Origin of the sequence: Halorubellus sp. JP-L1, assembly GCF_011440375.1 — an archaeon.
In the GTDB taxonomy this organism is placed as follows: Archaea; Halobacteriota; Halobacteria; order Halobacteriales; family Natrialbaceae; genus Halorubellus.
This window is the reverse complement of the sequence record NZ_JAAOIR010000001.1, coordinates 231,551-243,159: the sequence shown is the minus strand read 5'-3', so window position 1 is coordinate 243,159 and position 11,609 is coordinate 231,551. Positions and strand designations below refer to the sequence as shown.

General features: G+C 67.0%; 9 protein-coding genes. 5 read left to right on the top strand and 4 right to left on the bottom strand.

The features are described from left to right. Positions 1-96 precede the first annotated feature (96 nt). A complete protein-coding gene (locus G9C85_RS01165; RefSeq protein ID WP_166036335.1) occupies positions 97-1,464 on the bottom strand; it encodes an ABC transporter substrate-binding protein in 1,368 nt (455 codons plus the stop codon). 296 nt (positions 1,465-1,760) lie between these two features. Then, positions 1,761-2,318, bottom strand: coding sequence for a ribbon-helix-helix protein, CopG family (locus G9C85_RS01160; protein ID WP_166036334.1), 558 nt, complete (start codon positions 2,316-2,318; stop codon positions 1,761-1,763). 218 nt (positions 2,319-2,536) lie between these two features. Here G9C85_RS01160 and G9C85_RS01155 point away from each other — a divergent pair, with 218 nt between their 5' ends. The 5 genes from G9C85_RS01155 (at position 2,537) to G9C85_RS01135 (ending at position 9,184) form a co-directional block, all read left to right on the top strand. Beyond that, positions 2,537-3,739, top strand: coding sequence for a beta-ketoacyl synthase N-terminal-like domain-containing protein (locus G9C85_RS01155; protein ID WP_166036333.1), 1,203 nt, complete (start codon positions 2,537-2,539; stop codon positions 3,737-3,739). Continuing rightward, positions 3,736-5,214, top strand: coding sequence for a zinc ribbon domain-containing protein (locus G9C85_RS01150; protein ID WP_166036332.1), 1,479 nt, complete (start codon positions 3,736-3,738; stop codon positions 5,212-5,214). Before G9C85_RS01155 ends, G9C85_RS01150 begins: the two co-directional genes overlap by 4 nt. A gap of 175 nt (positions 5,215-5,389) precedes the next feature. Next, the gene (locus G9C85_RS01145) at positions 5,390-6,319 is read left to right on the top strand and encodes a 3-hydroxyacyl-CoA dehydrogenase family protein (RefSeq protein WP_166036331.1); all 930 of its coding nucleotides are present in this window, start codon (positions 5,390-5,392) and stop codon (positions 6,317-6,319) included. After that, entirely contained in the window at positions 6,310-7,122 is an 813-nt protein-coding gene (locus tag G9C85_RS01140; RefSeq protein ID WP_166036330.1) for an enoyl-CoA hydratase/isomerase family protein, read from the top strand. The genes G9C85_RS01145 and G9C85_RS01140 overlap by 10 nt, the downstream gene beginning before the upstream one ends. Positions 7,123-7,495: 373 nt before the next feature. Continuing rightward, entirely contained in the window at positions 7,496-9,184 is a 1,689-nt protein-coding gene (locus G9C85_RS01135) for a hypothetical protein (protein ID WP_166036329.1), read from the top strand. Positions 9,185-9,325: 141 nt separating this feature from the next. Here the strand turns inward: G9C85_RS01135 and G9C85_RS01130 are convergent, their stop codons facing one another. After that, positions 9,326-9,985 (bottom strand): DUF6517 family protein, encoded by a 660-nt coding sequence (locus G9C85_RS01130; RefSeq protein WP_166036328.1) that lies wholly within the window; start codon positions 9,983-9,985, stop codon positions 9,326-9,328. Positions 9,986-10,069: 84 nt separating this feature from the next. Further along, positions 10,070-11,563, bottom strand: coding sequence for a cysteine--tRNA ligase (cysS, locus tag G9C85_RS01125; RefSeq protein WP_166036327.1), 1,494 nt, complete (start codon positions 11,561-11,563; stop codon positions 10,070-10,072). Positions 11,564-11,609: the final 46 nt, after the last annotated feature.

Genomic DNA, 11,609 nt, shown 5'->3' with positions numbered 1-11,609 from the left:
CCTCGATGGTCGTCTGTGGGTTCGTGGCTGTCTGTCGGTTCGGTTGTGCAGTAGCTGAGAGCATGTGTATAGATGGGATGACGGTGGTGGCGCTGGCTAGACGAGGTCGTCGGCTGCGATCACTTCCTGGTCCTGGAACTCGCCGTCGACCACCTCGACTATCACCATGTCGCTGGCGACGTCGCCGTTGTCGTCGAAGTCCACCGTGCCGCTCGGGCCGCTGTAGTCGATCTCGGTGCCGTCGTCGATCGCGGTGACGCCGTCCTCGAAGGCGCCGTAACTGACCTCGTCGCCGGGCGGATTGGAGACGTTCCGCATCTGCTCCTTGACCGCCGACGAGTCGGTGCTGCCCGCGGCGTGCACGGCGAGCGCGTACGAGACGAGCGAGTCGTACGAGTTCCACGAGTACGGCGAGAACACGTCCGCGTCCGGGTACTCCTCCTCGTAGTCGCTGACGAAGGAGTCCGTCGCGTCGCCCGTCGGGGGCTTCGTGCGCACGCCGTACATGCCTTCGAGGACGTCCGCGCCGACGTTCGAGATGACGTCCTCAGAGAGCATGCTCGTGTGGAGCACCCAGTTCCCGCCGTAGCCGCCCTCGTTCCACTGGCTGAGCATCGTCGTCCCGGACTCGGGGTAGCCCGCGAACGCGATGTACTCGGGGTCGTCGCTGAACGCCTCGGAGAGCACCTGGTCGTAGCTGGACTGCCCGGAGCTGAATCCGACGGTGGCCGTCGTCTCGCCCTCGAAGTTGTCCTCGAACGTGTTCGCGAGCTCCTTCCCGAAGTCGTTGTTCACGTAGACGACCGCGGCGCTGGACGCGCCCTCGTTCTCGACGATGCGCGCCATGACCTTCGCGACGAACCGGTCGTTCGTGCGCGTCCTGAAGACGAGGTCGTCGTCGTCGAGCGTCGAGATGCTCGGCGAGGACGACGCCGAGTTGAGGTGGATGACGTCGTTCGGGATGGTCACGGACTGCGCGATGCTGATGGTGACGCCCGACGAGACGGCGCCGATGAGGGCGTCGACGTCGTCGGTGTTGACGAGCTTGTTCGCCGCGTTCACGCCTTGCGTGGTGTCGGTCCCGCTGTCCTCGTCGTTCACCTGGAACTCGCGGCCGAGTGGCCCGCCGGCGGCGTTGATGTCCTCGACGGCCATCTCCATCGCGTTCAGCATCGGTCCACCGAAGTCGCTCAGGTCCCCGGAGAACGGGATGTCGGCGCCGACGACGATCGGTTCGGACGACCCGCCGTCGCCACCGTCTCCGCCGTCTCCACCGTCGCCGCCATCATCGCCGTCGCCGCCGTCGCCGCCATCATCGCCGTCGCCGCCGTCGCCGCCGTCGTCGTTCCCCTGTACCTCGTCCTGGTTCAGACAGCCCGCCAATCCGGCCGCGCCAGCTGCGCCGCTCAGGCGCAGGAAACGGCGACGGCGCAGTTTCTCCACGAAGGAATCGGTATCTCCCATGACAAGCCATTACAATACACGGTACGGTATATAGACTCTTGTTACCGAGTAACACCCAGAATCGGGCTGGTGTTACGCCGTATGAAGACGTGTGAACTCCTCATACGAAACGGCCGACCCACGCGTTCGACGAGACGGTGGATCGACGAGACGGTGGATCGCCGAGCCGACAGAGAAGACGGCGTCGTGGCGTTCCAGGCGTGGAGACGTTCGAGACTACCCTTCTCGAGGTCTCGGTCGTCACACCTCTTCCATCGAAGGCTCGTCGTCACGCCTCCTCGATCGAAGTCTCGTCCTCACGCCTCCCCGACCGGGTGTTCGGTCATCATGACCTTCGTGTAGCCCTCTTCGATCTCGATGTCGAACGGCAGGCGGACAGCACTCCCCTCGATGAACCGCGTCATGAACCACCGGATCTCCTCGGACGGGAAGACGACGTGATAGCGGTTCTCGTCGCTCCGCCGGACCGAGAGGAAGCCGCAAAGCGACAGCCACTCCAGCATCTCGTCGAGGCTCTCGAACTCGTCCTCGTACTCGCGAGCGTGGTACGCCGACACCTCGTCGGCCGCCTCCAGGAACTCCTCGGCGCGACCGCCCTCCTCGTCCGAGACGAAGTCGAGGAAGCAGTGCAGGAAGTCGACGTCGAGCAGGACGTGCTCGCCGCCGGATAGCATCTTGTGGTAGTCCTCCAGCTTCTCGCTCGCGTCGGTCGTCGCCGCCTGGAAGTTCGCCGCGTAGAACGTCAGCGCCCGCCGAACGAGTTCGCTCTGTCCCTGCCCGGTCCGTGTGGTCACGTCCTCCAGGGCCTCCATGGCGTCGTCGTCCAACGAGACGGTGATGCGCGTGTTGCTCATGGGGAGTACTGGCAAGGAGGACGCTTGTATGTCACGGCAATCGGACACCGTCGCGACGTGACCGTACCGACCGTCTCGATGCCGACGATCCGACCGTCTCGAAGCCGACCCCCCGACCGTCTCGAAGCCGACCCCCCGACCGTCTCGAAGCCGACGACCCGGACCGTAGCGATGCCGGTGCGCGAACTTACTTCACGCGTCGCGTCCGACCTTTCCCCATGCGAGATGCCTACATCGTGGGCGCGGGCCAATCGGACTACGGCTCGTTCCCGGAGGAGAGCTACCGGTCCCTGTTCGAGACCGCGTACGAGGAAGCCGTCGAGAGCGTCGACGGCGACGTCGACCCCGAGGCCGTGGACGAGGCGGTCGTCGGGACGCTCGGCGTCGGCGGCCGCCAGATCGGGCTGTCGGGGCCGGCGGTCACGGAGCACGTCGGCCTGCACGGCGTGCCGACGACGCGCGTCGAGAACGCGTGCGCGGCGTCGGGGTACGCGGTCCGACAGGCGGTTCAGGCGGTGAAGTCGGGGATGGCGGACCTCGTGCTCGCGGGCGGCTACGAGGTGATGACGGACGCATCCGGCGACGCGACCCGGTACTGGCTCGGCGTGAGCGGCGAGACGGAGTGGGAGCGCCTCTCCGGGACGACGTTCGCGGGCGTGTACGCGCAGATGGCGAGCGCGCACGTCGCCGAGCACGGCACCGACCCGGACGCGATGTCGGAGGTCGCGGTGAAGAACCACGCCCACGGGGCGAAGAACCCGCACGCCCAACTGGGGTTCGAGTGCACGCTCGAGGACGCGCGGGACGCGCCGATGGTCGCGGACCCCCTGACGCTCTATCACTGCTGTCCGACGACTGACGGTGCGGCGGCGGTCCTCGTCGCGAGCGAGGACGTCGCGAGCGACCTCGCCGACGAACCGGTGCGGGTCGCGGGCGTCGGTGCGGCGTCGGACGCGGTCGGATTGTTCCAGCGGGACACGTACGCGGGCGTGCCGGCGTCAGCGATGGCCGCCGAGCGCGCGTACGACCGCGCGGGAATCGACGTCGACGCACCGGATGCGGTGACCGAGGCCGTGGACTTCGCGGAGGTCCACGACTGCTTCGCCATCGCGGAGCTCATGGCGTACGCGGATCTCGGGTTCTGCGCGCCCGAGGAAGCAGGCGACTTCGTCGCGGACGGCCGGAGCGACTACGGCGGCGACGTCGTCGTGAACACCTCCGGTGGCCTGAAGTCCAAGGGGCATCCGATCGGGGCGACGGGCGCCGGGCAGGTCGTCGAGGCGTTCGCGCAACTCACCGACGCGGCGGGCGAGCGACAGGTCGACGACGCGCAGCGCGGCGTGACGCACAACGTCGGCGGGAGCGGCGGTGCAGCGGTCGTACACGTTCTGGAGCGGGCGCCGGAGGTGAGCGCGCGATGACCGACGAAGCATCTCGGAACGGGATTCGCGCGGTCGGGACGTACGCGCCCCGACATCGACTGGAATCGAGCGAGATCGAGGACGCGTGGGGGTCGGTGCAGGCCGCCGGCGTCGGCGAGAAGGCCGTGCCGGGTGCGGACGAGGACGCGCTCACGCTCGGCTGGGAGGCGGCGACGAACGCGCTCCGGGCGGACGGCGTGGACGCGGACGCGGTCGGGTTCCTGGCGTTCGCGACGACGACGCCACCGGTCGAGGAGGAGGACGTGTCCGTCCGCCTGGGGTCCACGCTCGGCGTCCCGTCGGACGCCAGGCACGACGTGTACGAGGGGAGTACGCGAGCGGGAACGCGCGCGCTCGCGGCTGCGTTCGACGCGGACCTCCCGGAAGGGTCGGTCGCGCTCGTCGTCGCAGCGGATTGTCCACAGGGCGAGCCGGCGTCCGCGGAGGACCAGGCCGCGGGCGCTGGCGCGGCGGCGTTCGTCGTCGTCCCGGACGGTCCCGGGGTAGCGGTAGCCCGCGGTTCGCACGTCCGCCCGAGCCCGGGAACGCGGTTCCGCGAGCGCGGGAGCGAGGACGTCCAGGGCCTGGGCGTGACGACGTACGACCGGGCGGCGTTCCGGGAGACGCTCGCGGGCGCGGTCGACGACCTCGACGACGGAGCATTCACCGAGGAGGGCGACGTCGACGTCGACGCGGCGGCTGTGCAGGCGCCCGACGGCGCGCTCCCCTACCGGGCCGCGAGCGCGCTCGGCGTCGACAACGACGCCGTCCAGTGCGTCGCGACCGTCCACGACGTCGGCGACACGGGCGCGGCGAGCGCGCTCCTCGGACTGGCCGAAGCCATGGACGACCCCGAGGTCGAGCGCGTGCTCGTCGCGGGGTACGGGAGCGGTGCGGGCGCGGACGCGTTCGTCGTACGAACTGGCGGGGCGGTGCCGGCCGCACTCGCTGTCGACCGCGAGGACGCCGTCGAGGTGTCGTACGCGGAGTACCTCCGGTTGCGCGACGAGGTCGTCGAGGGACCACCGGACGGCGGTGGAGCGTACGTGAGCGTCCCGTCGTGGCGGCGGACGCTCCCCCAGCGCCATCGGCTCGTCGCTGGTCGGTGCGAGGCCTGCGGCGCACTCGCGTTCCCGCCGGAGGGCGCGTGCGTCGACTGCGGCGCGCTGGCCGGCTACGAGGACGTCCAGCTACCGGGGACGGGAACGGTGGAGGCGGCGACGAGCATCTCGCAGGGCGGTGCACCGCCTGAGTTCGCCGTCCAGCAGCAACGCGGCGGCGACTTCGACGTCGTCGTCGTCGCGTTCGACGCCCCCGAGGGTGACGAGACCGTGAGCGCGCCGGCGCAGGCGACGGACGCGCCCGCCGGTGCGGCCGACGTCGGCGACGACGTCACGGCGGCGATCCGCCGGATATACACGCAGGAGGGCGTCACCCGCTACGGGTTCAAGGTCCGGCCGGCCGGAGTTCGCTGAACGAGACGGGCTCGGCTACGGCGTCGGACGCGTCCTGCTCGTCCGACGGAATCGTCTCGATGCGGCCCGCGGCGGTGCGGCCGTGGAAATACTTGTCGCGACCGAGAGCGCAGCGCCGCGTTCGTGGCGATGCCGACGGGCAACGCTTACCTGCCCGGCCGTCTCCGTTTCTCTCATGCGAATCAGTGTACTCGGAGCAGGCACGATGGGCCACGGCATCGCGCAGGTCAGCGCGATGGCCGGCCACGACGTCACGATGCGGGACATCGAGAGCGGCATCCTCGAGGACGGCCTCGACGCGATCGAGGCGAACCTCCAGGGCGGGGTCGACCGCGGGAAGGTCACGGCCGACGAGAAGACGGCGGCCCTCGACCGGATCGACACCACGACCGACCTGGACTCCGCCGTGGCCGGGGCCGACCTCGTCGTCGAGGCCGTCCCGGAACAGATGGAGATCAAGCAGTCCACGTTCGAGGACGTCGAAGCCGCCGTCGACGACGACGCGATCATCGCGTCGAACACGTCCTCGCTCTCCGTCACGGAGATCGCGAGCGTCCTCGACGATCCCAGTCGCGCGATCGGCCTTCACTTCTTCAATCCCGTGCACATCATGGGGCTCGTCGAGGTCGTCGTCCCCGAGCAGGCGAGCGAGCGCACGGTCCGGTTCGGGTCGGACTTCGCCGAGGACCTCGGGAAGGAGGCGGTCGTCGTCCGCGACACCGCGGGGTTCGCGTCGTCGCGTCTCGGCGTCGCGCTCGGCGTGGAGGCGATCCGGATGCTCGAGGAGGGCGTGGCCAGCCCGCGCGACATCGACGCGGCGATGGAACTCGGCTACAACCACCCGATGGGCCCGATCGAACTCGGCGACGTCGTCGGCCTCGACGTCCGCCTGGACATCCTCGAGCACCTCCGGGAGGAACTCGGCGAGCGCTTCAAGCCGCCGCAGTCGCTCCGCCGGAAGGTCCGCGCGGGCAAGCTCGGGAAGAAGACCGGCGAGGGCTACTACGTGTGGGAGGACGGCGAGGTCGTGGGCGTGAGCGAGGACGCCGCGGCCGCCGGCCAGGCGAGTAGCGACGACGGTTCGGAGGGGCCGGTATGGGAGTAGTCGACGCCGCTGACGATTGCGACCTCGTCGCCGCGTCCGTCGGCGAGCACGCCGAGTACGTCGCGACTGTCACGCTCGAACGACCCGACAAGCGGAACGCGCTGAACGCGCAGTTGCGCCGCGAACTGAAGGACGTCCTCGACGCGGTCGAGGCCGACGACGACGTCCGCGTCGTCGTGTTGACTGGCTCGGACGAGTCCGACGCGTTCGTCGCGGGCGCGGACGTCTCCGAGCTCCGGGAACGGAACGCGGTCGAGCAGCGCGAGGCGTCGAAGCGACCGCGCGTCTACGAGTACGTCGACGACCTCGAGAAGCCGGTGCTCGCGCGCATCAACGGCCACTGTCTCGGCGGCGGGAACGAACTCGCGCTCGGGTGCGACGTTCGGATCGCGAGCGCGGGGGCGAAGCTCGGCCAGCCGGAGATCAACCTCGGCATCATGCCCGGCGGCGGCGCGACCCAGCGGCTGCCGAGACTAGTCGGCGAAGGCCAGGCGATGCGGTTGGTTCTCTCCGGCGAGCTGGTCGACGCGGAGGAGGCGGCGGACATCGGGCTGGTCGACGAGGTCTGCGATGAGGGCGAGTTGGACGAGCGCGTGTACGAACTCGCCGGGCGGATGGCCGAGAAGAGCCCGCTGGCGCTCGAACTCGCGAAGGATGCGGTGCAGGCGGGGTCGCGGATGGACCTGGAGCAGGGCATCGAGTACGAGGCGGAGCTGTTCGCGCTGCTGTTCTCGTCAGTGGACAAGGACGAGGGCATCGACGCGTTCTTCGAGGACCGGGAGCCCGAGTGGACGGGCGAGTGACGAATTCGCGCGTTTCAGGCCCCGATTGAACGGGGCGACCCATCGTTCAAGCCGCGATTTCTGTTTGGTTCTCCAGCAGGAACGGGCCCGAATCGGCCCCTGCGACAAACCAATGGTAATATTCACTGGTTAAAAGGAGGCCAAAACCACTATAGACCTAATACAGGCATCCTTGCATGGTAACTATCTATGTGTTTTTGAACGTTATCATAATATTATTTTGGAACGTGTTGCATCGTTACGTCATACATTTGGTAAGGGACGCTTTCTAGGCACACTATGCAACACGGATCCCCTCGGGGCAGGGATGCCAGCGAACGACGCGCGGAGGTGAGGAGGAGTGACCGGTGAGAGTCGATCACAGACGTCGGTCATGGCCGTCGTCCTGATGATCGGGTTGGTCGCCGCGGCGTCCGTCTCGCTGTTCGTCGTCGGGGCAGCGACGATCGACCAGTCACAGAACAACGCACAGGAGACCCAGGTCGAGAACACGTTCCGCGAGTTCAACAAGGACGTCTCCAGCGTCGCGTTCGGGCGCCAGAAGTACCGCTCGATGAACTTCGACGTCCAAGACCAGACCGCGGCGTTCAGGCAGGAGGACACCGGGACGATCCGCGTCGAGGTCGGCGATAACACAACGAAAACAGTGTCGATCGGCGCGCTGGTGTACGAGAACAACGGCGAGACCATCGCGTACCAGGCCGGCGGCGTCTGGCGTAACACCGGCAAGGAGTCGCGGATGGTATCGCGGCCCCCCGTCGAGTACCAGAACGGCTCGCTGACGTTCCCCATACCGGCACTGGATGGTGATGAGCAAGTTCGGCCAGGCGAACTGAACATCAACAAACGCGGTACAAACTCCTCGAGCAGCAACAACAGCTTCGTGAAAGGCGAACTCGTGACGCTGCACATCACGAGCGAGTACTACATGGGCTGGGCGGAGTACTTCCGCACGCAAACGAACGACGTCGCCGTCTCCGTCGACCACTCGCCCCCAGGCGACAAGGGAACCGTGAAGGTGAAGCTCGGACAGCCAGTCGCGAACGGGGACTTCCAGAAGGGTGTCATGGCAACCGGCGGTGAAGATGGTGATATTTGCGTCAAAAACAAGGAGTCACCCGACTCTATCGCTGCTTCAGGAGAAGTTTACGATTGCAAGAATGGGAATGATGTCGACGGCGAGGAGAACGCCGAGTCCGACCTGTACGAACTCGATACCGCCATCGAGCGGAAGGTGAAAAACGCAAGTGAGGTCGTGGACGATGATTCAGATGACTCCATCAGCGAACACGATATCGTTGATGACGGAGACATTACCACTGCTGGCACGTACTTCGATTCCAACGGTTTCAAACTGTCCAGTGAAAGAGAAATCGACGTTTCGGACGGTAACGTGACGTTGATCATCGACGGTAATATGTCAATCGATGGTGGCAGCCTCGACGTTATTGGCACCAATACTGAGAATGTGGTTCGAATATATACGACCGGGAACTATAGCCAAAATAATGGCGAAGTCGGTGCAGGAAGTGCAAAACACCTCCAAATCTACGGCACCTCTGAAATGCTCGCAGTGTGGCAAAATAGTGCTACGTTCACCGGAACCATCTACGCTCCTAGAAACGAACCGGCTTTGGAACGGTGGGACGGAGGTGGTGAGGCTAACCCTGTAGCTCCGACTGGCTCAAGTAATTGTAACGGCTGGGACATGTGCATCTCGACGGGCTCAACGGAGTTCAAGGGAGCAATCGTTGGCGGTCCGACAGCCATGCAACAAGGAACGACTGTCACGTACGACAACGAGCTAGCAGGAGTGAAACCAACACTCGAGCTCGAGGACGGCGTGCTGCCGCCGCCGATCACGTTCCTGAAGGTGGCCGTGCACGAGATCGACGTGAACAACAGCGGCTCGAACAGTCTCGCGGCACCGACCGGTCTCGGTGCGTCGTCGAGCGTGGTTTCGCCGCAGTCCGCGAGCGCGACGACGTTCGACGCTGAGAGTCCGTCGGTCGCACGCGCTGAAGCAGCCCCGGCGCGGCGAACGACGGTCCTCGACCGGTAATCCGTTTCGCGCCACGACGACTGCTTCTGCTCGGATCCTCTCCAGCGATGAGCGTTACGTCGAGAAGCGAGAGCGGTCGGTAAAAGACTCCTGTCTGGTCGCGGCCGAGTTGCGTGCGAGGTGGAGGAGGCGGCCGTCGAACTACTCGGCGGACTCGTCGCTAGGGTGGTCGACGTTCCGCATCATGCGGAGCACGGTCTCGTACTCGCCGTCCATCGCCTGCGGGTAGACCGCCATCGCGACGACGTAGTCGCCCTCGTGCTTGACCGGTTCGCTGACGACGACGTAGACGTCGACCTCCTGGCCGTCGAACGTCGCGGTGCCCTCGAACTGGGAGACGTTCGTCTCCTCGCCCGCGACGCGGACCGTCGTCGAGTTCACCTCGTCACCGACGGTCAGGCCGTCGTACTGACCTTGCATGCGTTGCGCGAACTCCTTCGTGCCGAGTTCGGAGAGCGGGTTGAACGACTGGCCGAGGACGCTGACCTCCGGCGAGGAGAACGTCGCGAACACCGCCGCTTTCTGGTCGACGAGCGGGCCGACGCTCACGGTCTTGTGGTACTCGACCGCCCAGTTCGTCACCTCGACGGTGCGCTCCTGGTCGGCCGCCGAGAACGTCCGGTTCACGCTGACGTCGCGCGTGTCGGTCTTCTCGTACTGGGCGTCGCTCGCCGTCGCATCGTCGACGACCGCCGGGGACGCCTCCACGGACGTGGTCCCCGAGAGGAAGCCGAGGCAGCCGGCTGTCGCGAGCGTCGATACGAGTGCGAGCGCGACGAGCGCCCGTCTATCGAGATGCATACCCCACCGCAAACACCGCCGGGTCTTAAAGGACCGGTCAAGGAGATTCGGGTGCGGCGCGGACGTGGACGCTCCTGTTCGCGCTCAGAGTCGGTACGAGGGGCCGTCGTCGGTGTCCTGTACTTCCACGCCGAGAGCTTCCAGCTCGTCGCGGAGTTCGTCCGCGCGCTCGTAGTTCCCGGCGTCGCGCTCGCGTTCGCGAACGGAGAGGACGAGGTCGACGACGTCGCCGGCGAGGTCGGCCTCGCCGTCGGGTGCGGCGTCGAACGCGAACCCGAGGACGTCCCCGCCGAGTTCCTCGAACGCGTCCACGGCGTAGTGGAGCGCGCGGTAGTCGTACTGCTCGCGGCCGTCGACGTGCTCGTGGACCGCGCCGACGAGTTCGAGGAGCGCCGTCACCGCCTTCCGCGTGTTGAAGTCGTCGTCCATGCCGTCCTCGAACGACTGGCGGGCGTCCGCGACCGCGTGCCGGAGGTCGACGTCCTCGACCTTCGTCCGCGCCGCTTCGCTGTCGCACGCCTCGATAGCTCGCTCGTACCCGCGCTCGAAGCGCTCCCAGCGCTCCTCGGCCTCCCGCAGCGTCTCCTCGCCGTAGACGGCCTCGTTGTGGTACGCCGTCGACACGAGGAACATCCGGAGGACGTTCCCGCCGACCGCGTCCAGGGCCTCGCCGACCGACCAGTAGTTCCCGAGGCTCGAACTCATCTTCTCGCCCTTCGTCTGCAGCAAGCGGACGTGCAGCCAGTAGCGCGCGAACCGCTCGTCCGTCGCCGCCTCGCTCTGGGCGATCTCGTTCTCGTGGTGCGGGAACACGAGGTCTTGCCCGCCGACATGCACGTCGATCGAGGAATCGAGGTGCGTCATGCTCATCGCCGAGCACTCGATGTGCCAGCCGGGCCGACCCCGTCCCCACGGCGACTCCCACACCTGACCCTCCGGCGGTTCCTCGCCGTCGGCCTCGCCGGGATGGTCCGGCTTGCGGTGCTCGTGGACCGCGTCCGCGGAGACGCCGTTCGCCTTCCAGAGCGCGAAGTCCGCCGGATGCCGTTTCTCGCCGCGCTCGTCTGGGTCGCCTTGCTCCTCGATCTCGTCGACGGTCTGGTTCGAGAGCTTCCCGTAGTCGGGGAACTCGGTCACGTCGAAGTAGACGGAGCCATTGGATTCGTACGCGTACCCCTTCTCGACGAGCGTCTCCACGAGGTCGACGATCTCGGGAACGTGCTCGCTCACGCGCGGGTACACCTCCGCGCGCTTGAGGTTCAGCGCGCGCATCTGGCCGAGCATCTGCTGGATGTAGTGCCGGGCGACCGCGGCCTCGTCCCCGCCGAGGTCGGGGTCGCCGGCGCGCGCGACGATCTTCTCGTTCACGTCCGTGAAGTTCTCGACGTGCCGGACGCCGTACCCGAGGTACTCGAGGTAGCGATGCATGACGTCGGCGGCCACCCAGAGGCGAGCGTGCCCGACGTGCGCGGGGTCGCTCGTCGTGAGCCCGCAGGCGTAGAGCAGGACGTCGTCGGGGTCCTGGGGCTCGAAGACCTCGCGCTCGCCGGTCAGCGTGTTCGAGACGTGCAGGGTCATTACGGGTCCGTACCCCCGGGATGCAAGAAAAGGACTCGGTCTCCGC

Excerpts from the sequence above, each read along its gene's own strand:
- G9C85_RS01130 (WP_166036328.1), bottom strand. The coding sequence starts at position 9,985 with ATGCATCTCGATAGACGGGCGCTCGTCGCGCTCGCACTCGTATCGACG.
- G9C85_RS01140 (WP_166036330.1), top strand. The coding sequence starts at position 6,310 with ATGGGAGTAGTCGACGCCGCTGACGATTGCGACCTCGTCGCCGCGTCC.
- G9C85_RS01165 (WP_166036335.1), bottom strand. The coding sequence starts at position 1,464 with ATGGGAGATACCGATTCCTTCGTGGAGAAACTGCGCCGTCGCCGTTTC.
- G9C85_RS01145 (WP_166036331.1), top strand. The coding sequence starts at position 5,390 with ATGCGAATCAGTGTACTCGGAGCAGGCACGATGGGCCACGGCATCGCG.
- G9C85_RS01150 (WP_166036332.1), top strand. The coding sequence starts at position 3,736 with ATGACCGACGAAGCATCTCGGAACGGGATTCGCGCGGTCGGGACGTAC.
- G9C85_RS01135 (WP_166036329.1), top strand. The coding sequence starts at position 7,496 with ATGGCCGTCGTCCTGATGATCGGGTTGGTCGCCGCGGCGTCCGTCTCG.
- G9C85_RS01155 (WP_166036333.1), top strand. The coding sequence starts at position 2,537 with ATGCGAGATGCCTACATCGTGGGCGCGGGCCAATCGGACTACGGCTCG.
- G9C85_RS01160 (WP_166036334.1), bottom strand. The coding sequence starts at position 2,318 with ATGAGCAACACGCGCATCACCGTCTCGTTGGACGACGACGCCATGGAG.
- cysS (WP_166036327.1), bottom strand. The coding sequence starts at position 11,563 with ATGACCCTGCACGTCTCGAACACGCTGACCGGCGAGCGCGAGGTCTTC.